The 23,007-nt window shown below is 69.2% G+C and carries 23 protein-coding genes; 7 read left to right on the forward strand and 16 right to left on the reverse strand.

Annotated features, from left to right (window positions below; genetic code table 11):
- Nucleotides 1–7 precede the first annotated feature (7 nt).
- On the reverse strand, nucleotides 8–1,477 hold the full coding sequence (locus tag OG729_RS02890; protein ID WP_405804068.1) for an aldehyde dehydrogenase family protein: 1,470 nt from the start codon (nucleotides 1,475–1,477) through the stop codon (nucleotides 8–10).
- 220 nt (nucleotides 1,478–1,697) lie between these two features.
- On the opposite strand from OG729_RS02890, the gene purU reads away from it, so the two are divergent.
- Nucleotides 1,698–2,570 (forward strand): formyltetrahydrofolate deformylase, encoded by an 873-nt coding sequence (gene purU / locus OG729_RS02895; RefSeq protein ID WP_405804070.1) that lies wholly within the window; start codon nucleotides 1,698–1,700, stop codon nucleotides 2,568–2,570.
- A 79-nt stretch (nucleotides 2,571–2,649) separates the two neighbouring features.
- Here purU and OG729_RS02900 read toward each other — a convergent pair whose 3' ends face one another.
- Together OG729_RS02900 and betA are read right to left on the reverse strand one after the other, a co-directional pair.
- Nucleotides 2,650–3,483: a 5,10-methylenetetrahydrofolate reductase gene (locus OG729_RS02900; RefSeq protein WP_405804072.1), complete on the reverse strand. Its 834-nt coding sequence runs from the start codon at nucleotides 3,481–3,483 to the stop codon at nucleotides 2,650–2,652.
- Nucleotides 3,480–5,141, reverse strand: a complete 1,662-nt coding sequence (gene betA / locus OG729_RS02905; protein WP_360864793.1) for a choline dehydrogenase — start codon at nucleotides 5,139–5,141, stop codon at nucleotides 3,480–3,482. The genes OG729_RS02900 and betA overlap by 4 nt, the downstream gene beginning before the upstream one ends.
- A gap of 143 nt (nucleotides 5,142–5,284) precedes the next feature.
- Here betA and OG729_RS02910 point away from each other — a divergent pair, with 143 nt between their 5' ends.
- A complete protein-coding gene (locus OG729_RS02910) occupies nucleotides 5,285–6,082 on the forward strand; it encodes an IclR family transcriptional regulator (RefSeq protein WP_360864795.1) in 798 nt (265 codons plus the stop codon).
- A 179-nt stretch (nucleotides 6,083–6,261) separates the two neighbouring features.
- Here OG729_RS02910 and OG729_RS02915 read toward each other — a convergent pair whose 3' ends face one another.
- From OG729_RS02915 to OG729_RS02925, 3 genes are all read right to left on the reverse strand, one after another.
- Nucleotides 6,262–7,395: an aromatic ring-hydroxylating dioxygenase subunit alpha gene (locus OG729_RS02915; RefSeq protein WP_360864798.1), complete on the reverse strand. Its 1,134-nt coding sequence runs from the start codon at nucleotides 7,393–7,395 to the stop codon at nucleotides 6,262–6,264.
- Nucleotides 7,396–7,522: 127 nt separating this feature from the next.
- Nucleotides 7,523–8,686, reverse strand: a complete 1,164-nt coding sequence (locus OG729_RS02920) for an NAD(P)/FAD-dependent oxidoreductase (RefSeq protein ID WP_405804075.1) — start codon at nucleotides 8,684–8,686, stop codon at nucleotides 7,523–7,525.
- Entirely contained in the window at nucleotides 8,683–9,045 is a 363-nt protein-coding gene (locus OG729_RS02925) for a bifunctional 3-phenylpropionate/cinnamic acid dioxygenase ferredoxin subunit (RefSeq protein ID WP_360864803.1), read from the reverse strand. Before OG729_RS02925 ends, OG729_RS02920 begins: the two co-directional genes overlap by 4 nt.
- Before the next feature lie 167 nt (nucleotides 9,046–9,212).
- On the opposite strand from OG729_RS02925, the gene OG729_RS02930 reads away from it, so the two are divergent.
- Entirely contained in the window at nucleotides 9,213–10,589 is a 1,377-nt protein-coding gene (locus OG729_RS02930; protein ID WP_405804078.1) for an L-serine ammonia-lyase, read from the forward strand.
- Nucleotides 10,590–10,620: 31 nt separating this feature from the next.
- Here the strand turns inward: OG729_RS02930 and OG729_RS02935 are convergent, their stop codons facing one another.
- Nucleotides 10,621–11,259: an MBL fold metallo-hydrolase gene (locus tag OG729_RS02935; protein ID WP_405804080.1), complete on the reverse strand. Its 639-nt coding sequence runs from the start codon at nucleotides 11,257–11,259 to the stop codon at nucleotides 10,621–10,623.
- Entirely contained in the window at nucleotides 11,259–12,344 is a 1,086-nt protein-coding gene (locus OG729_RS02940; RefSeq protein ID WP_360864811.1) for an S-(hydroxymethyl)mycothiol dehydrogenase, read from the reverse strand. The genes OG729_RS02935 and OG729_RS02940 overlap by 1 nt, the downstream gene beginning before the upstream one ends.
- 227 nt (nucleotides 12,345–12,571) lie before the next feature.
- Here OG729_RS02940 and OG729_RS02945 point away from each other — a divergent pair, with 227 nt between their 5' ends.
- Both OG729_RS02945 and OG729_RS02950 read left to right on the forward strand, forming a co-directional pair.
- Nucleotides 12,572–13,222, forward strand: coding sequence for an alpha/beta hydrolase fold domain-containing protein (locus OG729_RS02945; protein WP_405804082.1), 651 nt, complete (start codon nucleotides 12,572–12,574; stop codon nucleotides 13,220–13,222).
- Complete coding sequence (locus OG729_RS02950; RefSeq protein WP_405804084.1) at nucleotides 13,219–13,365, forward strand: hypothetical protein; 147 nt, start codon at nucleotides 13,219–13,221, stop codon at nucleotides 13,363–13,365. The genes OG729_RS02945 and OG729_RS02950 overlap by 4 nt, the downstream gene beginning before the upstream one ends.
- Before the next feature lie 20 nt (nucleotides 13,366–13,385).
- On the opposite strand, the gene OG729_RS02955 is transcribed toward OG729_RS02950, so the two are convergent.
- On the reverse strand, nucleotides 13,386–14,045 hold the full coding sequence (locus tag OG729_RS02955) for a TetR/AcrR family transcriptional regulator (protein ID WP_405804086.1): 660 nt from the start codon (nucleotides 14,043–14,045) through the stop codon (nucleotides 13,386–13,388).
- Between the two features lie 203 nt (nucleotides 14,046–14,248).
- On the opposite strand from OG729_RS02955, the gene OG729_RS02960 reads away from it, so the two are divergent.
- Nucleotides 14,249–15,553, forward strand: a complete 1,305-nt coding sequence (locus OG729_RS02960) for a YncE family protein (protein ID WP_405804088.1) — start codon at nucleotides 14,249–14,251, stop codon at nucleotides 15,551–15,553.
- A gap of 54 nt (nucleotides 15,554–15,607) precedes the next feature.
- The gene (locus tag OG729_RS02965) at nucleotides 15,608–16,141 is read left to right on the forward strand and encodes a hypothetical protein (RefSeq protein WP_405804090.1); all 534 of its coding nucleotides are present in this window, start codon (nucleotides 15,608–15,610) and stop codon (nucleotides 16,139–16,141) included.
- A 125-nt stretch (nucleotides 16,142–16,266) separates the two neighbouring features.
- Here OG729_RS02965 and hypE read toward each other — a convergent pair whose 3' ends face one another.
- From hypE to OG729_RS03000, 7 genes are all read right to left on the reverse strand, one after another.
- Entirely contained in the window at nucleotides 16,267–17,304 is a 1,038-nt protein-coding gene (gene hypE, locus OG729_RS02970; protein WP_405811023.1) for a hydrogenase expression/formation protein HypE, read from the reverse strand.
- A gap of 94 nt (nucleotides 17,305–17,398) precedes the next feature.
- Complete coding sequence (gene hypD / locus OG729_RS02975; RefSeq protein WP_360864824.1) at nucleotides 17,399–18,523, reverse strand: hydrogenase formation protein HypD; 1,125 nt, start codon at nucleotides 18,521–18,523, stop codon at nucleotides 17,399–17,401.
- Complete coding sequence (locus OG729_RS02980) at nucleotides 18,520–18,840, reverse strand: HypC/HybG/HupF family hydrogenase formation chaperone (protein ID WP_405804091.1); 321 nt, start codon at nucleotides 18,838–18,840, stop codon at nucleotides 18,520–18,522. Before OG729_RS02980 ends, hypD begins: the two co-directional genes overlap by 4 nt.
- 53 nt (nucleotides 18,841–18,893) lie before the next feature.
- Entirely contained in the window at nucleotides 18,894–21,299 is a 2,406-nt protein-coding gene (gene hypF / locus OG729_RS02985; protein ID WP_405804092.1) for a carbamoyltransferase HypF, read from the reverse strand.
- Entirely contained in the window at nucleotides 21,296–22,096 is an 801-nt protein-coding gene (gene hypB, locus OG729_RS02990) for a hydrogenase nickel incorporation protein HypB (protein WP_405804093.1), read from the reverse strand. Before hypB ends, hypF begins: the two co-directional genes overlap by 4 nt.
- Before the next feature lie 3 nt (nucleotides 22,097–22,099).
- Entirely contained in the window at nucleotides 22,100–22,495 is a 396-nt protein-coding gene (gene hypA / locus OG729_RS02995; protein WP_405804094.1) for a hydrogenase maturation nickel metallochaperone HypA, read from the reverse strand.
- Nucleotides 22,496–22,863: 368 nt separating this feature from the next.
- A complete protein-coding gene (locus OG729_RS03000; protein ID WP_405804096.1) occupies nucleotides 22,864–23,001 on the reverse strand; it encodes a DUF6893 family small protein in 138 nt (45 codons plus the stop codon).
- Between the last annotated feature and the right edge of the window lie 6 nt (nucleotides 23,002–23,007).

Below are 23,007 nucleotides of genomic sequence, written 5' to 3' on the forward strand. Positions count from 1 at the left end.
TCGGCGTTCAGCCGCGGAACCAGTGCTGCGGCCGGGGTTGGATGTTCTGCCAGATGTGCTTGGGCTCGCGGTATTCGTCCAGGCCTGTCGGGCCCAGTTCCCGGCCCACGCCCGAGTGCCCGAAGCCACCCCACTCCGCCTGCGGCACATAAGGGTGGTAGTCGTTGATCCACACGGTGCCGTGGCGCAGCCGTCGCGCGACCCGCTGGGCCTTGCCGGCGTCCTGGGTCCATACGGCTCCGGCGAGTCCGTACTCGGTGTCGTTGGCGATGCGTACCGCGTCGTCCTCGTCGCTGAAGCGCTCGACGGTCAGCACGGGGCCGAAGGACTCCTCCTGTACCACGCGCATGTCCTGATGGCACTCGTCGAGCACGGTCGGCGGGTAGTAGTAGCCACCTTCGAGCGCGGGGTCCTCGGGCCGGCTGCCGCCGCAGCGCAGTACGGCGCCCTCGGCGAGGCCCGCCGCGACATACGCCTCGACCTTCTCCCGGTGCTGTGCGGAGACCAGCGGTCCCGTATCGGCCTCGGGATCGAAGGGTCCGCCCAGCCGGATTCGCCCGGCACGGCGCACTACCTCGTCGACGAAGGCGTCGTGGAGCGAATCCTCGACGATCAGGCGGGCGCCGGCCGAGCAGACCTGCCCGGAGTGCAGGAAGACGGCCGTGAGAGCGAAGTCCACCGCGGCCTCGAAATCGGCGTCGGCGAAGACGACGTTGGGGTTCTTGCCACCCAGTTCGAGGGCGACCTTCTTCACGGTCGCGGCGGCCGTGGCCATGATCCTTCGGCCGGTGTCCAGGCCCCCGGTGAAGGAGATCATGTCGACGGCGGGGTCTTCGGCCAGCGGTGCGCCCACCTCGGGACCGGTACCCAGCACAAGGTTGGCCACGCCGGCCGGCAGACCGGCCTCCTCGAGTGCCCGCATCAGCAGGATCGATGTGGAGGGGGTGAGCTCGCTCGGCTTCAGAACGATCGTGTTGCCGGCCACGAGTGCGGGGGCGACCTTCCACGACGCCTGGAGCAGCGGGTAGTTCCACGGGGTGATCAACCCGCACACGCCGACCGGCTCGTAGGTGACGCGGCTGACGGCGTCGTCGCGCCCGGTGTCGATGACCCGGCCGGCGCTGGTGCCCGCGATCCCGCCGTAGTAGCGGAAGCAGGAGACCACATCGGCGATGTCGTACTCGCTCTCCACCAGCCGCTTGCCGGTGTCCAGCGATTCGGCGCGGGCGAACTCCTTGGCGTCGCGCTCGATAAGATCGGCGGTGCGCAGCAGCAGCGCGCCGCGCTCCCGCTCGGGGGTTCGCGGCCAGGCGCCTTGGTCGAAAGCCCGGCGGGCCGCGGCGATGGCGGCCTCACTGTCCGCCCGGGTCCCTTCGGAGACGATCGCCGAAAGCGTCCCATCTGCGGGGCAGCAGATCTCGCGGTGGCCACCGGCCACCGGATCGCACCATTCTCCGTCCAGATACAGGTCTGCCACGAGCGGAGCCCTTCGACCGAAGTTCGTTGCGCATCATGCACCGCATTGCTTGTGGTGGAACACACTGGCCCGAACGTGTGACCCACGTCAAGAGGGCGAGACGGGCGGATTCCACCCCGGGGGTCAGTTGCCCCGACTCTCTTGACCGCGGGCCCCGAGGGACTGACCATGTTGCGTATCACTCACCGTGTTGTGCAATACGCACCAACGGAGGCCGCGAATGTCCCCTCGACCGCAACCTGGCCGTGAATACGTCCTCACGCTCTCGTGCCCGGACCAGGCCGGACTGGTTCACGCCGTGAGCGGCTATCTGGTCAGGAACTCCGGCAACATCCTGGAGAGCCAGCAGTTCGATGATCGACTTCAGGGCCGTTTCTTCATGAGAGTCCACTTCGATGTGTCCGACCCGGACACCGACGTGAAAAATCTGCGTGACCGATTCGGACCCGTCGCCGAGGCCTACCGGATCTCGTGGACGCTGCGGGACGCCTCGACCCCGACCCGTACGCTGATCATGGTGTCCAAGTTCGGCCACTGCCTGAACGACCTGCTCTTCCGTCTGCGCACCGGCGCGCTCAACATCGAAGTACCGGCCATCGTCTCCAACCACGAGGAGTTCGAGGAGCTGGCCGGGACCTACGGCATTCCGTTCCACCACATCCCGGTGACCAGGGCCACCAAGTCCGACGCCGAGGCACGCCTTCTGGAGCTGGTGCGCGACCTGGACATCGATCTGGTGGTGCTCGCCCGCTACATGCAGATCCTCTCCGACGACCTGTGCAAGCAGCTCGAGGGCCGGGCCATCAACATCCACCACTCCTTCCTGCCCAGCTTCAAGGGCGCACGCCCGTACGGACAGGCATACGACCGCGGCGTGAAGCTCGTCGGCGCCACGGCGCACTATGTGACGCCGGACCTGGACGAGGGGCAGATCATCGAGCAGGACGTGGTCCGCGTGGATCACTCGCTCGACCCGGACGAGCTGGTCACGGTCGGACGGGACGTGGAGGCGCAGGTGCTGGCGCATGCGGTGAAGTGGCACAGCGAGAGCCGGGTCATGGTGGACGGGAACCGTACGGTGGTCTTCCGCTGAGCGGTACGCAATCGGGGGGCGGGCTTGTTCCCCTGCCCGCCCTCCCCCGGAGCAGCTCTGGGGGAGGGCGGGGTGGGGGCTAACAACCCCCCAGCCGCTCCAGCATCCGCCGGCGCCACCGCTCCGTCTCCGCGATCTGGTTGAACGTGAACAGGTGCAGACCCGCCACCGCCGCCCCCGGCGCCGTCAGCACGGGCGCACTGCGCCTCAGCAGCCGTTCCGGCGCATAGCCGCCCGGCGTCGCGAAGCGTACGAACCAGGACGCGTGCCGGGCCAGGAAGCGCGTCGACTCCCCCACACCGATCTTCGCCGCCATCGCCAGCAGCTTCGTGCGCTCGACGGGCCCGGCCACACCCACGTGCACCGGCAGCGTCACATCGCGCCGCCGCACCCGCGTCACCCACTCCCCCAGCACACGCGAGTCGAAGCACAAGTTGCTGACGATATACGTGGCATGGGCATGTTTCTCGCGCATCGCCTGGATGGTGATGTCGTCGTCGATGAGCGGATGACTCTCCGGGTAGCCGGTGATGCCGACCCTCGCGAAGGGGCTGCCCAGCTCGCTGAGCCGCCGCAGCACGGGCAGCGCGCCCTCGTACGGGCCGGCGGGAGCATCGGCGTCCCCAGCGGGTACGAAGACGTCGTCCACCCCTGCCTCGCGCAGCCGGTGGACGACCTCCGCCACGTGGGCGCCGTCCCGCAGCAGCCGCGCGGGCACGTGCGGCACGACGCGGTAGCCGTGCGCCGCCAGCCTGGTGGCGAGGTCGAGGGTCGGCTCGAGGCCCTTGACCGGCGACGCGGTGACCGTGACCACCACGTCGCGCGGCACATGGGCGAGCACCTTGTCCTGCGTCGCCTTGGCGGGGAGCACCTCGTAGCGGACCTGGTGCAGCAGTGAACGGAGCACGGTCATCTGGCAGCGTCGCGGTGCCGGTAGTACGTGGCCTTCGACGGCGGCAGCGGGTTCTTGCCGAGGATGAGGTCGGCGGCCTTCTCGGCGATCATCATCACCGGCGCGTAGATGTTCCCGTTGGTGACGTACGGCATCACGGAAGCGTCCACGACGCGCAGCCCCTCCACGCCGTGCACCCGCATGCTCTCCGGGTCGACCACGGCCATCTCGTCGGTGCCCATCTTGCAGGTGCAGGAGGGGTGCAGGGCCGTCTCACCCTCTTTCGCGACCCAGGACAGAATATCCTCGTCGCTCTCCACGGCCGGTCCGGGGGAGATCTCGCCGTCGTTGTACGGGGCGAGCGCGGGCTGGTTGAGGAGCTTGCGGGTCACCCGGATCGCCTCGACCCACTCGCGGCGGTCCTGTTCGGTGGACAGGTAGTTGAAGCGCAGCGCCGGGTGCTCGCGGGGGTCCTTGCTCTTGATCTTCACGGAGCCGATGGCGTCGGAGTACATGGGTCCGACGTGCACCTGGTAGCCGTGCCCGCCCGACGGCGAGGAGCCGTCGTAGCGGACCGCGATGGGCAGGAAGTGGAACATCAGGTTGGGGTAGTCCACGTCCTCGTTGCTGCGGGCGAAGCCGCCTGCCTCGAAGTGGTTGGTCGCGGCCGGGCCCTTGCGGAAAAGCCACTGCAGGCCGATGAACGGGGCTCGCCACTTGGCCATGTACGGCTGCATGGAGACCGGCTGCTTGCAGCCGTACTGGACGTACACCTCGAGGTGGTCCTGGAGGTTCTCGCCGACGCCGGGGAGGTCGTGGACGACGTCGATGCCGAGCGCGCTCAGTTCCTCGGCGTTGCCGACACCGGAGAGCTGCAGCAGCTGCGGGGAGTTGATCGCACCACCGCAGAGGATGACCTCGCCGGCGCGGACCTGCTGGGGCTTGCCGCGGCCGCGCCGGTACTCGACACCGACGGCGCGCTTGCCTTCGAAGATCACGCGGGTGACGAGTGCCCGGGTCTTGACGGTGAGGTTCGGGCGCCGCTTCACGGGCTTGAGGTACGCCTTCGAGGCAGACAGCCGGCGTCCGCGATGAACATTGCGGTCGAAGGGGGCGAAGCCTTCCTGCCGGTAGCCGTTGACGTCGTCGGTGCGGGGGTAGCCGGCTTCCTGGACGGCCTCGAGGAAGGCGGGGAAGAGCGGGCTGGAGGCCGGGCCGCGTTCGAGGACGAGGGGGCCGTCGTGGCCGCGGAACTCGTCGTCGGGGTCGGCCGCCAGACAGTTCTCCATCCGCTGGAAGTACGGCAGACAGTGGGCGTAGTCCCAGGTCTCCATGCCCGGGTCGGCCGCCCACCGCTCGTAGTCCATGGGGTTGCCGCGCTGGAAGATCATGCCGTTGATGCTGCTGGAACCGCCGAGCACCTTGCCGCGGGCGTGGTAGACGCGCCGGCCGCCCATGTGGGGCTCGGGCTCCGATTCGTACTTCCAGTCGTAGAAGCGGCTGCCGATGGGGTAGGTCAGCGCCGCGGGCATGTGAATGAACACATCCCACGGATAGTCGGGCCGGCCGGCCTCCAGCACCAGCACGCGGTTGCCCGGATCAGCGGAGAGCCGGTTCGCCAGTGCGCTGCCGGCCGATCCGCCGCCGACGATGACGAAGTCGTACTGCAGGGGAGCCATGGCTGCCTCGTCTCGATCGCGCCGTTCGATACGCGTGGCATGCTAATACGAGTAGCGCTATACGCACCAGGTTGCGAGCCACGCAACTTATGGCCTCACAGGTTCTCCACGCAGTCGTTGATTACTGCGCGTATAGTTTCGCTGTGAGCAACTACAGTCCAGATACCGAAACGACCGGTTCGCAGACAGGCGGGGTCCAGTCCGTCGACCGCGCCATCAGCGTGCTGGAAATCCTGGCCCAGCACGGTGAAGTGGGCGTCAGCGACGTGGCAGCAGAGATCGAGGTCCACAAATCCACCGCATTCCGCCTGCTCGGCGCGCTGGAGGCGCGCGGCCTGGTGGAACAGGCGGGCGAGCGCGGCAAATACCGCCTCGGCTTCGGCATCGTGCGCCTGGCCGGCGCGGTCACGGGCCGCATCGACATCACTCAGCAGGGCCGCCCCGTCTGTGAGCGCCTCGCAGAGGAGATCGGCGAGACCGTCAACATCGCCGTCATGCAGGAGCACTTCGCGATCAACCTCTTCCAGGTGCGCGGCCCGGCGGCGGTCGCGGCGCACAACTGGGTCGGCCAGCTGACCCCGCTGCACGCCACCTCCAGCGGCAAGATCCTGCTGGCCCACATGCCCGCCAAGGAGCGCGCCGACCTGCTGTCGCAGTCCGGCCTGAAGAAGGTGACCCCGAACACCCTGACCGCGAAGACGAAGCTCGAGAAGAACCTCGCCGACGCCAGAGAACGCGGCTACGCCTGGACCCTGGAGGAACTGGAGATCGGGCTGCACGCCATGGCCGCGCCGATCCGCTCCCGGGACGGAGATGTCATCGCCGCGCTCAGTGCCTCGGGGCCCTCGTACCGGCTGACCGAGGAACGCATGAGCGAGCTGGCCCCGGTCCTGATCCAGGGCGCGGAAGAGATCAGTCACCGGATGGGCTACCTGGGCTGACCCCGCGCGCTCCCCGCCAAGGCGGAGCCGCTGGACCGTGCACGGCCGTCCGGTCGTGCGCCAAGCGCAGGGCGTGGGTCACCGCGGGGATCGCGGCGGCCCAGGTCTTGCCCCTAGCGCCTGTCGTTTGGATCTTGCCACCGGCTGCTCTCGCGGTGCCCTGCCCGCCGTCGTTGCTGCTACTGCGGCTGCTGGGTGCCGAGCCGCTCGAGGATCCAGTCGTGGAACGCGCCGATGTGGTGCTCGCTGGGCACCAGTACGCCGCCCTTGGCGTACAGGCGGGAGCTCATCGCGGGCTGGCAGCGCTCGCAGGCGTCGAAGTCCTGCCGGTTGACCCGGTCGAAGAGCTCCACGGACCGGCTGACGTCCCTGCCGCTGTCCACCACGTCCTTGAGATAGAGCCAGTCGCACTCGACGATCGTGCGGTCGGCGGCGACCGGGTACATCCGGTGGAAGATCACGTGGTCGGGGACGAGATTGATGAATACCTGCGGCCTGACGGTGATCGCGTAGTAGCGGCGGTCCTGCTCCTCCAGGACCCCGGGGATACGGTCCAGGCCTTCGGAGCCGTCCACGGTGAAGCCCTTGATCTCCGCGCCGAACTCGGCGCCGTGGCCGACGTAGTACTGGGCGGCGTAGCCGTCGGCGAACTCCGGCAGGACCTCGGTGAGTTCCGGGTGGATCGTGGCGCAGTGGTAGCACTCCATGAAGTTCTCGATGATGAGCTTCCAGTTCGCCTTGACGTCGTAGACGATCCGTCTGCCGACCTCGAGGTTGTCCATGTCGTAGCGCTCGATCGACTCCACGTCGCCGAGCCGTGCGACGACCTCGCCGACGACCTGTTCCTCGAAGGAGGGCGGGTTCTCCGCCAGACAGACCCAGACATAGCCCAGCCATTCGCGAGTGGCCACACTCGCCAGGCCGTATTCGGTACGGCCGACGTCGGGCATCTTCGTGAGGTTGGGCGCCGCGACGAGTTTGCCCGTCAGGTCGTACGTCCACGCGTGGTACGGGCACTGGAAGGCACGCTTGACCTCGCCGCTCTCCTCCGTGCAGAGCTTGGCGCCGCGGTGCCGGCAGACATTGAAGTAGGCACGGACGGAGTTGTCCCGGGCCCGGGTGATGAGGATGCTCTCGCGACCCACGTCGACGGTCTTGAAGGCGCCGGGCTTGGCCAGGTCGGTGGAGCGTGCGGCGCAGAACCACATCGCCTCGAAGATGTGCTCCTGCTCCTGGGCGAAGATCCCGGGATCTGTGTAATAGGAGCCGGGGAGCGTGGCGATCAGGCTGTCCGGCAGGCTGGTCGAGGTCACAGGGCACTCCTCGCGGGGTGACGTCGTCGGTCGGTCGTGGCGCCGGGGACCAGGAAGTCCGAGCGGCGCTCTGCGGTATGCAATGAATGGCGTGCTGAGCAGTAGCGCGTGAGCCGCACAAGCGGCGTCAGAGGGTGGCGGCAGCGAGCTGCTTGCGCCAGCGGGTGAACAGGCGCGGCTGGTTCATCCCGAGGACCGCGACCGGATGGCCCGACCGCCGGTAGACCGCCAGGAAGCTGCGCTCGTCCGGCAGACCCTCCTCGACCGTCACGCTGTCGGCCCCGGCGGAATGACCGGCGAACTGGATCCGTACGCCGTACTGGTCGGACCAGAAGTACGGAGGCTTGGGCGCCGCCGGCGTTGCCGCACCCCCGGACAGCAGCGTGGCCACGGCCGCGTCGGGCCGCTCCCGTGCTCCGGTCCAGTGCTCGACGCGACGGTGGATCCCGGCGTAAGGGTCGTACCAGGAGGCGCAGTCTCCGACCGCGACCACACCGGCCACGCTGGTGCGACCGTCCACGCCGCACTTGACGCCGTCTTCCAGTTCGACGCCGCTGCCGTCCAGCCACTCGACGCAGGGACGGGCGCCCACGCCTACGACGACGGTGTCGGCCGGGATGCTGCGGCCGTCCTCGAGCAAGACCGCCTCGACGCGGGTCTGGCCGCTCAGCCCCTTGACGCCGACGCCGCACAGCAGGCGCACGCCGTGGTCCGCATGGAGCGTGGAGACAACGCCTCCCATGACCTCACCGAGCGGGCCGGCCAGCGGCGTCCGCGCGGCCTCGACGACCGTCACATCAAGCCCCATGCCGTACGCGGTCGAGGCGACCTCGGCGCCGATGAACCCGCCGCCGATCACCACCAGCCGCCCGCCCAGGGCGAGGTCGGCCCGCAGGGCGCGGGCGTCGTCCAGGGTGCGCAGTGTATGCACCCCGGCGAGGCCCTCGCCGCCCGGCAGCATGCGCGCGGTCGCGCCCGTGGCGATGACGACCCCGTCGGCCCGGACGGACCGGCCGTCGGCGAGCCGCACCGCGCGGTCGCCACGGTCGAATCCCGCGGCTCGCACGCCGAGCAGCCACTCCGCGCGCAGGTCCTCGCCCTCCGCCTCCAGCGCGAGATCCACTTCGCCGATCTTGCCGGCGAGGAACTCCTTGGACAACGGCGGCCTGTCGTACGGACGGTGCGGCTCGTCACCGATCACGACGAGCCGACCGTCGTAGCCCTGTTTGCGCAGTGAGCGTGCGGCCGACAGTCCGGCGAGCGAGGCGCCGACCACGGCCACGGTCCTCACGCGAGACCTCCGGCGAGCCGCGACGCGACGCAGGGGGGCAGATTCGGGGCCGCCGTGGACGGCTGCACGTAGATCATGCCGTCCTCGATCAGGACCTGGTGAGTGCGGACCGGGAGCTTGGCCGGCGGCGAGTCGACGGCTCCGGTACGGAGGTCGAACTTCGAGGCGTGCAGCGGGCATTCGACCTCGCACCCCTCCAGCCAGCCGTCAGCGAGCGACGCATCCTGGTGGGTGCAAGTGTCGTCGATGGCGAAGACCTCGCCGTCATCGGTGTGGAACACCGAGACGGGCGGATCGATGTCGAGCCGGATGGCCTCGCCTCGCGGCAGATCCACGAGACGGCACGCGGGAATCATCATGACACCTCGGTGCATATAGCGAAACGGATTGCGGTAAGCGCAACAACAGTTTGGGGCGCCCCCAAATCCTTGTCAAGGCATCGCCCGGACACTCCGACCCCTTGTTCCCCGTTGCTTTTTACGCAACGCTGTGCGTACTACACAACTTCCCGTCCGGAAGGAACGACGTGGCGATCAGCGTCTTCGACCTGTTCAAAGTAGGTATCGGGCCTTCCAGCTCGCACACCGTGGGGCCGATGAAGGCCGCCCGTCTCTTCGTCACCGCACTGGACGAGGACGGACTGCTGTCCCACACCCACTCGGTACGGGCAGAGCTCTTCGGGTCGCTCGGCGCCACCGGTCACGGTCACGGCAGCGACAAGGCGGTACTCCTCGGCCTGGAGGGCGAGGACCCCGAGACCGTCGACACCGACACCGTGGACGACCGGGTGCGCCGGATCCGCGCGATGGGCCGGCTGCGACTCCTGGGCGTCAGGGAAGTGGACTTCCGCGAGCGCGAGCACCTGGTGCTGCACCGCCGCCGCACCCTTCCCTTCCACCCCAACGGCATGCAGTTCCAGGCCCTGGACCAGGACGGCGGCGAGCTGAGGTCACGTACGTACTACTCGGTGGGCGGCGGCTTCGTCGTCGACGAGAGCGCGACCGGAGCCGACCGGATCAAGCCCGACGACACACCCGTACGCCTGCCCTTCGGCTCCGCGTCCGAACTGCTGCTGCGCGCCTACGAGTCCGGCCAGTCGCTGAGCGGAGTGATGCTCGCCAACGAACTGTCCTGGCGCGGCGAGAGCGAGGTGCGGGCCGGTCTGCTGCGGATCTGGACCGTGATGCAGGAGTGCGTCGAGCGCGGCTGCTCGCGGACGGAGGCCACCCTGCCGGGGGCGCTGAAGGTGCCACGCCGCGCTCCGCAGCTGCTGCGCTCCCTCACCGAGGACGCGCAGCCCGAGGACCCGCTGAAGATCATGGACTGGGTCAATCTCTTCGCCCTGGCCGTGAACGAGGAGAACGCCTCGGGCGGCCGCATCGTGACGGCGCCCACCAACGGAGCGGCCGGGATCGTGCCTGCGGTGCTCCATTACTACACCCGCTTCGTTCCCGGAGCCGACGACGACGGAGTCGTCCGCTTTCTGCTCGCCGCCGGCGCGGTGGGGGCACTGTTCAAGGAGAACGCATCGATCTCCGGGGCGGAGGTGGGCTGCCAGGGCGAGGTCGGGTCCGCCTGCTCCATGGCGGCCGCCGGTCTCGCCGAGGCGCTCGGTGGCACGCCGGAGCAGGTCGAGAACGCGGCCGAGATCGGCATGGAGCACAATCTCGGCCTGACCTGCGATCCGGTCGGAGGCCTGGTCCAGATCCCCTGCATCGAGCGGAACGCGATCGCCTCCGTCAAGGCGATCAATGCGGCACGGATGGCGCTGCACGGCGACGGCAGCCATGTGGTCTCGCTGGACAAGGTCATCAAGACCATGCGCGAGACCGGCGCCGACATGAAGGTGAAGTACAAGGAGACCTCACGCGGAGGCCTCGCGGTCAACGTCATCGAGTGCTGACCGGAGGCCTCCGCGAGTCGGCCTCGGAGGGTCAGTGCCCCCGGTCGATCCACTCCTGCAGATGCGGGGCCTCCGCGGCGATGGTGGTCGTGTCCCCGTGGCCGGTGTGCACGACGGTGTCGCCAGGCAGCGCCAGCAGCCGGTCCCGGATCGACTCGATGATGGTGCCGAAATGACTGTACGAGCGCCCCGTCGCCCCCGGCCCGCCCGCGAAGAGCGTGTCACCGCTGAAGAGTGCCTTCAGGCCCGGCGCGTACAGGCAGACCGCTCCGGGGGCGTGGCCTGGGGTGTGCAGCACCGTCAGCTCGGCACCCGCCACCGTGATGACCTGGCCGTCGGCCAGTTCGGCATCGGGAGCGCGATCCGGGTGGGTCTGTTTCCACAGCGGCAGGTCGTCCGGGTGCAGCAGAATCGGCGCGCCGGTCCGCTCGGCGAGCGCCGGGGCCGCGTCGATGTGGTCGTTGTGGGCGTGCGTGCAGACGATCGCGCGGAGCGTACGGTCCCCGAGCGCGGCCACAATGGCCTCCGCGTCATGCGCGGCGTCGATGACGATGGCCTCCTCGTCGTCGCCGACGATCCACACGTTGTTGTCGACGTCCCAGGTGCCGCCGTCGAGCGAGAAGGTGCCGGAGGTGACCAGGTGATCGATCCTGCAGTTCCGTGGGTTCATCAGAACTGCACCACCGAGCGCAGCACGTCACCGTGGTGCATCCGCTCGAAGGCCTTCTCGACGTCGTCGAGCGCGATGGTCTCGGTCACGAACGCATCGAGATCCAGCCGCCCCTGCAGATGGAGATCGATCAGCATCGGGAAGTCACGGCTCGGGAGGCAGTCCCCGTACCAGGACGACTTGAGCGCGCCACCGCGCCCGAAGACGTCCAGCAGCGGCAGTTCCAGCTTCATCTGCGGGGTCGGCACCCCGACCAGAACGACGGTCCCGGCAAGATCACGGGCGTAGAAGGCCTGTTCGTACGTCTCCGGGCGGCCGACGGCCTCGATGACCACGTCCGCGCCGAAGCCGCCGGTCAGTTCGCGCACCGCCTCCACCGGATCGGTCTCCTTGGAGTTGACGGTGTGGGTGGCGCCGATCTTCTTCGCGGTGGCCAGCTTCCGGTCGTCGATGTCCACTGCGATGATCTTCGCCGCGCCCGCGAGCCGGGATCCGGCGATAGCTGCGTCGCCGACGCCGCCGCAGCCGATGACGGCGACGGAATCGCCGCGCCCGACGCCGCCGGTGTTGATCGCGGCACCGATGCCCGCCATCACACCGCAGCCCAGGAGCCCTGCGACGGCGGCCGAGGCCCGCTCGTCGACCTTGGTGCACTGCCCGGCCGCCACCAGCGTCTTCTCGGCGAAGGCGCCGATACCGAGGGCGGGCGACAGCTCGGTGCCGTCGGCCAGCGTCATCTTCTGCTTGGCGTTGTGCGTGTTGAAGCAGTACCAGGGCCGCCCGCGCAGACAGGACCGGCACTGCCCGCAGACCGCACGCCAATTCAGGATGACGAAGTCGCCGGGTCCGACCTCGGTGACGCCCTCGCCGACCGCCTCGACCCGGCCCGCCGCCTCATGGCCGAGCAGGAAGGGGAAGTCGTCGCTGATGCCGCCCTCGCGGTAGTGCAGATCGGTGTGGCAGACCCCGCAGGCCTCGACATTCACCAGCACCTCCCCCGGGCCGGGATCAGGCACGATGATCGTCTCCAGGCTGACGGGGGCGCCCTTTGCTCGCGCGACAACAGCACGGACCTGGTGAGTCATGGCCACTCCTCGACTGTTACGAACCCATGGGGCAAGCGTTGCTCATTACGGCACGCATCTCACGTGTCGCAACAACAGCATCGTGGAGGCCCGACCCGCGGTCAAGGAGCCGCGCATCAGCCACTGCCGGATTCAGCCGTGCCCACCTCACGTTCACCACCACCGATTCCGCAGAAACCTCGGGGCGCCCCTTCGTTAGGCTCGGTCCGGAATCCTGGGGGTGGCCAATGCAGACAATCGAAGCGCACACCGTGCCGTATGTATTCGCGGACGATTCGGCGAGCAAGTACCTCGATGTGTACCGGCCCGCAGGGCAGCGGACGCCGACGCCATGCGTACTGCTCTGGCACGGGGTCGGTCCCGACGAGCGGGACGTCATGGCCGCACTGGCCGAGCAGATTGCCTCACACGGCAGGACCGTCTTCGTCCCCGACTGGCGCTCGGACGCGCCCGACGGCGGCCGTTCCCATCTCATGGCGTCACTTCGCTACGTACGGGACAACGCCGCGGCCCACGGCGCGGACGCGGGGCACATCGTCGTGGCCGGTTGGTCGGCCGGAGCGGGCGCCGCGATCGCCATGGCCCTGCGCCCGGATCTGACGGACGGACCGCGCCCCGCCGCGGTGGTCGGCATCGCCGGCGGCTACGACCGGCCCGCCCGCAGCACTGCGTCCATTCCCCTTCACGATCTTGCCGCGACGTCCGTGTCGCCGGTGCCCGTCCGACTCGTTCACGGGTCGGCCGACTCGTTCACGGGTCGGCCGACTCCGTGGTCGCCGGCCACCACTCACGTGAGCTCCACCTCGCCCTGCGGGCACGGAACTGGCCTGTGCATCTCGATGAGCCGGATACCGATCATGACGGAGTCATCGGGATGACGTACGACCCGGCGCTCGGCCGCTGCCGGGCCGCGACCGACCCCCGTGCACTCACGACGGGTGCGGAGGTGGCTCGTATCATCGCCACCGCGGCGGAGCCTCATCCGCTGTCCGGGAGCGACGGATCCGGCCCGTCCCGGTAACCCCTCGGCACCATCGCGTGCTATCCCGACGGCCACTGGCCGGCCGGGCGGATGATGCCCAGCAGCAACAACACAAGCTCGTCGACGACCTGATCGAGCGTCGCATCCACCCAGCCGGCCCGCCAGTCGTGCAGGAGGCCGTTCACACTTCCGATGAAGGCTGCCGCGGCCACCCGATAGTCACGAGGCGCGGCCTCACCGCGCTCGACCGCCGCCGCGGCCTCGGCGCAGATGAGATCCACCCAGCGGGAGCGGCGGGCCAGACGCTGCTCCTCCAGCCGCGGGCTGACACCGATGATCTCGACGAACGTGATCCGGATACGGCGTGGGTCGCCGGTGACGTTGGCGGCATAGGCACGGAAGGCCGCCGCGGCGCGGTCTGCGATCGGCAGGCCGTCGACCTCGGCGAGCGCAGCCAGGGCAGCCTCCTCCGCCCAGTCGTTGACCTGCAGGTGCACCGCGGCAAGCACGTCCTCAAGGGTGCGGAACTCCTCATAGAACTGACGGGTGGACAGCCCCGCGGCCTCGCTCAACGCGGCCACGGTCGTGGCACGGTAGCCCGGGCTGTCGCCGAAGAGCTGGAGTCCGGCGTCAAGGAACCGCTGACGCCGCTCGGCCTGCCGTTCCTCGGCGGACCTGCCCGCGTAACGGCCGGTCGGTTGTCTGAGCCTGCCCGCCAATGGCCCTCCCTCGTCGGTCCGCCCCATTTTCTCGTGTCGTGAGCCTTGTGGAGCAACCCGCCTCTCGTTACCTTCCAGTAGCCAATCTGAACGGACGCGTATTCAGATTGGACAACTCGTCACGCTCCAACACGACTTCAGCACCACGCGCACCACTCCCCCTTGCTACGAGGCCCGAGCCGCCCCCCACGGAAGGACCGACGATGTCCCTGCGCACGCTCAGCGCTCTCGCCACCGCCTTCACCATGGCCGTCGCAGGTTCCGTGGCGGCGGCCGCCGCGTCCACCGCGCCTGCCGCGCCCCGGGCAACGCCCGGCACCACCGCCCAGGCAGGTGCCATCGGCCAGGCCGGTGCCGCCGGGCTCAAGGAGGTGATGTTCGTGGGCAACAACTGGGACGGCACCGCCGACGTCATCGCATCCCGCGGCGACTTCGCCAGGATCGGCCGTGTCAACGTCATACCGGACAAGGATCAGCGGCTCGCGGAGATCTCTCTCAACCCGGTCAAGCTCATCTACTTCCTCGGCATCCGCAACGGCCCCGGTGAGGGACACGACCAGTTCGTCGACGACATGTACTCCACGCCCGACGGCTCGGCCATGGTCGTCTCCCGCCCGAGCTTCGCCGACGTCGTGTCGATCGACCTCGCCACCGGCCGGATGAACTGGCGCTTCCCCGTATCCGGATATCGCTCGGACCACATGGCCGTGTCCCCCGACGGCACACGCGTCGCCGTCTCGGCCTCCACCTCCAACACCGTCCATGTGCTCGACATCCGGACCGGCAAGCAGCTCGGATCGTTCAAGACCGGGGACAAGCCGCACGAGAACGTCTTCACCGACGGCGGCAAGTATCTGTGGAACATGTCGATCGGCGAGGTCAACACCGCCCTTGACGATCCAGCGATGGACTGGACGAAGGGTGACCGGCGCATCACCGTCGTCGACGCGACCACCTTCAAACAGGTGAAGGTCATCGACATGCGCCCGCGGCTCGACGCCTTCGGCCGCAAGGACTTGTCGGACGCGGTCCGGCCCGTCACCTTCACCCCGGAGCAGTCCACGCTCTACTTCCAGGTCTCCTACTTCAACGGCTTCCTCGAGTACGACGTCGCCTCCGACCGGATCACCCGGGTGAAGACACTGCCCAAGAACCCCGCGACCAGTGAAGACCGCACCACATGGGTCAACGACTCCCGTCACCATGGCCTGTCGATGAACGCCGCGGGCGACAAGCTGTGCGTCGCCGGGACGATGGACGACTACGCGACGATCGTCGACCGGAGCTCGCTCCAGGAGGGGCCACTGGTGACCGCCTCGAAACCGTACTGGGCGACCGTGAGCGGCGACGGCGCATCCTGCGTCATCTCCGAGAGCGGCGCCGACCGCGTCACCGCGATCGACTTCGCCACCGGCAAGAAGGTCGCGTCAGTAGCGGTCGGCGACCATCCGCAGCGCGTACGCATCGCCCACGTGGCAGCCGACTGGAGCGGCCCCTCCACGGGCTGACCTTCCTTGCAGGGCCAGTTTTGAACACGTTCAACACAAGGGTACGCTGCGGGCATGAGCGAACGAAGTGCCCTCTTGCGGCGCATACGCGTGTGGTTGGCCGCCTTCATCGTCTGCCTGGTGCTGAGCGGGCTGACCGCCTTCCCGCTGGTGCACGAACTGCCCTGGGCGGAGGATCTGTTGAAGTCCGCGGGACTCGACGGCCGGCTCCCGGCGTTCTTCGAGTGGATCCAGCGGGTGCGGGCCGGGCTGGACGCCACCGATGAGGAGTACCCCTTCGTGCTGTACGGCACCGACTGGCTCGCCTTCGCCCATCTCGTCATCGCGGTCGCCTTCTACGGGCCGTATCGTGATCCCGTACGCAACATCTGGGTCATCGAGTTCGGCATGATCGCCTGCGCGGGCATCATCCCGCTCGCCCTGATCTGCGGCCCGATCCGGGGGATCCCCCTGTGGTGGTCGGTCATCGACATGTCGTTCGGGGTCTTCGGAGTGATCCCGCTGTATGTCGTGCGCCGCAAGATCAAACAGCTGGAGGCGCTGACGGAGCGGGCGGACGCGCCGGTGCCGGTCGCTGCCGCCGCATAGTTCAACGTCGCCTGCTGATGGACAGGGAGGCAGAGCGCTCCTCGGTGGCGTACTCACCCGGGCTTGGCTCCAGCGCTCCGGCAGCAGCTACTGCCGGAGCGCCCGTCCATGTCCGCCCTCCGGCTTCAGCAGATCCGCGGCAACTGCTCCCCGATCGGCAGATCCACCACCCGCGTGCCGCCGAGTCCGGTGCGCGCCACCACCATGCCGGGGTGCGCCTCCACGGCTTCGCCGATCACCCTGGCGTCAGCGCCCAGAGGGTGCGAGCGCATGGCGTCCAGGACGGCGTCCGCGTGCCGGCGCGGCACGAAGGCCACCAGCTTGCCCTCGTTGGCGACGTACATCGGGTCCAGCCCCAGGATGGCGCAGGCGTTGGCCACGGGTGGCGGGACGGGGACATTGCGCTCCTGGATGGCGACTCCGGTGCCGGAGGCCACCGCGATCTCGTTCAGGGCGGCTGCCAGACCTCCGCGCGTGGGATCGCGCAGCACATGCAGGTCCGGGGTGACCGCGAGCATGGCTTCCACCAGGCCGCCGAGCGCCGCGCAATCGCTCTCGACCTCCACGCCGAACTCCAGGCCCTCGCGGACGCTCATGATCGCGACACCGTGGACACCGATGTCGCCGCTGACGATCACGACATCGCCCGGGACGACACGCTGCGGGCGCAGATCGACGCCGGTCGGGATGATGCCGATCCCCGCGGTGTTGATGAAGATCCCGTCACCGTGGCCGGCTTCGACCACCTTGGTGTCGCCCGTCACCACCTCGACCCCCGCGGTGCGCGCGGCCGAACCGAGCGCATCCGCCACGCGTGAGACCACCGAGAGCTCGACGCCTTCCTCCAGGATGAACCCGCAGGAGAGATAGGCGGCGCGGGCGCCGCTCATGGCGAGGTCGTTGACCGTGCCGTTGACAGCCAGGTCGCCGATACTGCCGCCGGGGAAGAACAGCGGCCGTACCACGAAGGAGTCGGTGGAGAACGCCAGCCGGACTCCGCCGAGCGGTACCACCGCGGAGTCGCCCAGCTGCCCGAGCACCTCTCCACCGAAGGCCGGCGCGAAAATGTGCTGGACGAGTTCTGCGGAGAGCGCGCCGCCACCGCCGTGTCCCATCACCACACGGCTCTGGTCACGCAAGGGTGCAGGACAGGTCCACTCCATGAGGTCCGGCACCTGCGGCGCGGCGGCCCGCGGTACGGCGTTCTGCGCGGCGGTGCCGTTCAACGGCGCGTTGATCTGCGGTACTTCAGTGGTGTCAGACAACGGGGCTCGCCTCCCGCGATGCGTTCGTAAGGTCCAGCCGCCGGTAGAGGTAGTACGCGGCGCACGCGCCCTCGCTGGAGACCATCGTGGCGCCGAGCGGATTACGGGGCGTGCAGAGCGTGCCGAACGCCTCGCACTCATGAGGCTTCAGCAGACCTTGCAGCACCGCGCCGCTTCGGCACTCGGCCGGTTCCCGGGTCTGGATGCCGGTGACCGAGAAGCGGTACTCGGCGTCGTAGTCCCGGTAGCGCGGGGACAGCCGCCAGCCGCTGTCGGGGATCGTTCCGATGCCGCGCCAGGCGCGGTCGGTGACCTCGAAGACATCCGCCAGCATCGCCTGGGCGGCGAGGTTTCCCTCGGAGCGGACGGCGCGCGGGTAGGCGTTGTCGACGGTGTGTTCACCGCGCTCCAGCTGCCGGACGGTCCGCCGCACGCCCTCGAGGATGTCGAGAGGTTCGAAGCCGGTCACGACGATCGGCACGCGGAACCGTTCGGCCAGCTCCGGGTACTCCGCGACACCCATCACGCTGCACACGTGCCCGGCCGCGAGGAAGGCCTGCACCCGGCAGCTCGGGGACTGCATGATCGCCTCGATCGCCGGGGGCACCCGGACATGGGACACCAGCAGGCTGAAGTTCGAGATGCCCAGCCTGCGCGCCTGATACACCGTCATGGCATTGGGCGGGGCGGTCGTCTCGAATCCGATGCCGAAGAACACCACCTCCCGCCCCGGGTTCTGCTGGGCGATCCTCAGGGCGTCGAGCGGTGAGTAGACGACCCGTACATCGCCGCCTTCGCTGCGGACCTGGAACAGATCGCGCCCCGTACCCGGCACTCGGAGCATGTCGCCGAAGGAGCAGAAGATCACCTCGGGGCGGGAGGCGATCTCCAGCGCCTTGTCGATGACTTCCAGCGGGGTGACGCACACCGGACAGCCCGGCCCATGGATCAGTTCCACCTGCTCAGGGAGCAACTGGTCGATGCCGTGCCGGATGATGGTGTGTGTCTGTCCCCCGCAGACCTCCATCAGTGCCCACGGTCTGGTCACGGTGGAGTGGATGTCGTCGAGCAGGCGACGCGCCAGGTCGGGGTCCTGGAACTCGTCGATGTACTTCACTTCTGTGCCTCCTCGGGTACGTCGATGTCGGCGGGCAGCGGGGATCCGCCGGCTTCCGCCGCCAGTTCCCACGGATCGCCGAATTCCTCCTGGAGCATCCCGAGCGTGGCGAAGAGCTCGAGTGTCTGCTTGGCCGACTCCTCGTCCAGGCGCTGCAGGGCGAACCCCACGTGGACGATGGCGTATTCGCCGACCTGGAGGTCCGGGAGATACTCCAGACACACCTCCTTGACGACGCCGCCGAAATCGACGCTGGCCATACGGGTGCCGTCGCGTTCCTCGATGTCCAGGACTCTCCCGGGTACCGCCAGGCACATGGGCCTCTCCTCGCTGTCGGTGTTTCGTCGCCCGGCCTTGCCGGGACGCGTCGTCAATCGCTGCCTCGGCGCCGGACCTCGGCATGTGAGGCCACCATCAGCTGGCCGAGCGCCAGTCCCCCGTCGTTGGGAGGAACCCGGTGGTGGCGCAGGACGTTGAAGCCGTCCTCGCGCAGCGCCCGTGCGCACGCCGAGGAGAGCAGGGCGTTGGCGAACACACCGCCGGTCAGGGCGACCGTCTCCAGCCCGTGCTGTTCTCGCGCCATGACGCAGAAGTCGCGTACGAGGTCGGTGACCGCTCGGTGGAAACGCGCAGCGATGAGGGCCGAGCCCGTGCCCGTACGTACGTCGTCGACGACTGCTTCCAGGAGGGGTGCAGGGTCGGCGGTCATTGCTCCCCCGGCCCGCGCATCCGAAGGCCGGACGGCGAAGGCGTAGCCGACGCCGTTGTCCCCTGGCGCGGTCAGCGCGGCGGCCTCCAGCTCGATGGCTGCCTGGGCTTCGTAGCCGGACTGATGGCATACGCCCGCCAACGAGGAGACAGCGTCGAAGAGCCGCCCCATACTGGAGGTGGGCACACAGTTGAGATCCCGCTCCAACTGGCGTTCCAGCACCCGGAGTTCGGCGGGTGGACAGGCGGCCGTGCACGGAAGGTCCGGCGACCAGGGGATGCCGGCCGCGCGCAGATGTGCGAGTGCCATGCGGTACGGCCGGCGCACCGCGGCGTCGCCTCCCGGCAGTGGGGCGTTGGCGAGGTGCCCGAAGCGGGTGAACCCGGCGTAGTCCGCCAGCAGGATCTCCCCGCCCCACACCGCCCCGTCGTCACCGTAGCCGGTGCCGTCGAACGCCACCCCGATCACGGGCCGGCCACCGTCCAGTCCGTGCTCGGCCATCGCGGCGGCGATATGGGCGTGATGGTGCTGGACCCGTACGACCGGCCGGGCGGCCGCGTGCCGCGCGGCCCACTGTCCGGAGCGGTAACCGGGGTGCCGGTCGGCCGCAAGAAGCTCGGGTTTCACCCCGGTGATCGACTCCAGCTGCGTTTCGGCGCGCTCGAACGCATGCTGTGTGGAGAGGTCGTCCATGTCTCCGATATGGGCGGACAGCCAGGCCCTGCGACCTTCGGCGAGACAGAAGGCGTTCTTCAGATCGCCCCCGACGGCGAGGGCCGCCCGCACGGGTACGGGCAGTGCGAGGGGCAGGGGGGCGTAGCCGCGGGCGCGGCGGACCGTCAGCAGCTCGCCGTCGCACACCCGCACCACCGAGTCGTCGCACGGCACATGGATCCGGCGGTCATGCGTGAGCCACGCGTCGGCCAGGTGCGCCAGCCGGGCCAGCGCGTCGGCGTCGTCGGTGACGATCGGCTCCCCCGCCACGTTCCCGCTGGTCATCACGAGCAGACGCGGCCCGTCGGTGTCGCCGGGCAGGCCGAGCAGCAGATGGTGCAGCGGGGTGTAAGGGAGCATCACCCCGAGATTGGGGCTTCTCGGGGCGACTTCCTCCGAGGGGCACCAAGGCCCCGGCCCCGGCGGAGCACCGGCACGGCGGCGCAGCAGAACGATGGGCCTGACGTCGCCCGTCAGCAGGCTTCGCTCCTCGGGACCCAGATGCACGAGGTGCTCGATGTCGGCGGTCCCCCTTGCCATCAGGGCGAACGGCTTGTCTCCGCGGGCCTTGCGGCGGCGCAGCGCGGCCACCGCCCGGGAGTTGGCGGCGTCGCAGGCGAGGTGGTAGCCGCCGAGGCCCTTCACGGCGAGGATCGCCCCTTGGGCCAGCAGCCTGCGCGCCTCGGCGACGGGGTCCGCGGCGGATACGGGCCGGGGCGTGCTGCCCGGGTCCGGTGGCGTAACGAGCAGCCGCAGGCGGGGGCCGCAGGCGTGACAGGCGACGGGCTGCGCATGAAAGCGGCGGTCGGCGGGATCGGCGTACTCCCGGGCGCAGTCGGCACACATCGGGAAGTCGGCCATGGTTGTGTGGGAACGGTCGTACGGAAGGCCGCTCACGATGGTGAAGCGCGGACCGCAGTGCGTACAGGTGAGGAATGGGTGCCGGTGGCGCCGGTCGGCAGGATCGGCCAGTTCCGCGAGACAGGCGGCGCAGGTGGCCATGTCCGGGCAGACCAGGGTGCGCGCGGGCCCGTCCGCCGTGGAGCCGGCGATGATGAACCCGTCACCGCCCGCGATGGGGACCTCCCGATGGTCAACAGACTCCACCTGGGCGAGCGGTGGCGCATCCGCGGAGATCCGGTCGCAGAACAGGGATACGGCAGAGGGTGCCCCTTCGACTTCCGCGACAACACCCTCACCGGTGTTGGTCACATGGCCGACCAGGTCCAGCCCGGTGGCGAGTGCGTACAGGAAGGGCCGGAATCCGACGCCTTGCACCACTCCCCGGACGGTGACCCGTCTGCGCTGCACCGCCTCCTCGACGAGGGCGACGCCCGGCTGCGGACCGCTCACGAGCAGGACTGCGCCATGGCGCCCGAGCCCGCCACATCGGTGGGCGCACCGTGTTCGTGGCAATGTTCGGTGCGGGGTTCATTGCGGCGTTCGTGGTGATGGAGACTCTGCTGCCCGGCCATGACAGGCGCGTGGACCGCCCCGCCGTCGGCCACAGCCGTCGCCCGGTCGAGCAACGCGCCGACCCCGTCGCCCCGTCGCGTGGAGGTCAGCAGCACTTCCACCCCCGGGTTGACCTGTGCGACGTTCGCCCGGAAGGCCGCCTCGTCGAACTCGACGGCGCCTGCGATGTCGGTCTTGGTGACCACCACCAGGTGCGCCAGACCGAAGGCGGTGGGGTACTTCAGCGGCTTGTCCTCCCCTTCCGTCACGGAGGCGAGCACGACTCTCAGGGACTCCCCGAGGTCGTACGAGGCCGGACAGACGAGGTTGCCGACGTTCTCCACGAACAGCAGCCGGGTGTCCTCAGGCAGCCACCCGTCCAGGTGCCGGCCCAGCATCCCGGCCTCCAGGTGGCACAGACCGTCGGTCAGAACCTGCTTGACCGGGACTCCTGAACGGGCCAGGCGTACGGCGTCGTTCTCGGTGGCGAGGTCGGCGGTCAGGGCCGCGACCCGTACCCCCCGCGCCCGGGCGAGCAGCAGCTCGCCCTCCAGCAGGGCGGTCTTCCCGCTGCCGGGGCTGGACAGCAGATTGACGACCGTGGTGCCGCGGGCAGCGAGTTCGGCGCGCAGTGCGTCGGCGGTCGCGTCGTTCTTGGCGAGGACCGCCTGTTGCAGATCGACCACACGGCACATGCTTCAGCGCTCCTCGGAGATGTGTTCACGGGTGCGTTCGTGCGCCTGGCCGTCGTCCCAGTGCACGCTGACGATCTGCAGTTCACGGCCGGAGAGCAGTTCGGCACTCGCCTCGCCGCACTCCGGACAGCACAGCTGAGGGGGCATGCCGACCGCCCATTCCTCCGCGCACTGCTTGCAGCGGGCGCGGCCCGGCACGGACTCCGCGACCAGCTCGGCACCTTCCAGCACTGTCCCGGAACAGGCCAGTTCGAAGCAGAAGGAGAGGGCGTCGGGGACCACGCCGGCGAGCTCGCCGACCTGGAGGCGTACGGACCTCACCGCGAGGACACCGCCTGCCTCGGCCGCCGCCTGCTCCACCTGACCGACGACAGCCACCGCGATGGACATCTCGTGCATCGCTCTCCGTCCTGGCACAGGCCGACCGCAATCGACCGCCCTGGGCCCAATGGGCGGCACCCGGCTCATGCGGGGGCGGACCGCCGGGGCCCGTTCGGCACCATTACAGGCGGGGACCCGGCGGCGGGGAGACCGGCACGCCGACGCCGCACGGCTGCGTACACCGTTCGGGGGCAGTCCGCTGCCGTTCTGGACGACGCCGCGCAGGGACGGCAGCGGACCGCTGGGGCGCTCGCGCCTGCTACGTCGACGACCGCGCCGCAGCTGATGTCGACCACGGTCGCGGCCATGGCGCTCGCCCGGTCGGAGGCGTAGAACGCGGCGGTGTCCGGGAGTTCGTCCACACGACACGGATGCGGTCTGTCTCCTCACATCCTGCGGATGCGCAGATAGCGCATGATGTCGGGCAGGAACTGCCTGACGAACACAGCCAAAGCAGTGGCGGTCACCGCGCTCGCAGCCACGGCAGTGGCGGTCCCCGCGGTGTGGTTGACGGTCTTTTTCATGCTGTT

It is taken from the genome of Streptomyces sp. NBC_00210 (genome assembly GCF_045160975.1).
Taxonomy (GTDB): Bacteria; Actinomycetota; Actinomycetes; order Streptomycetales; family Streptomycetaceae; genus Streptomyces.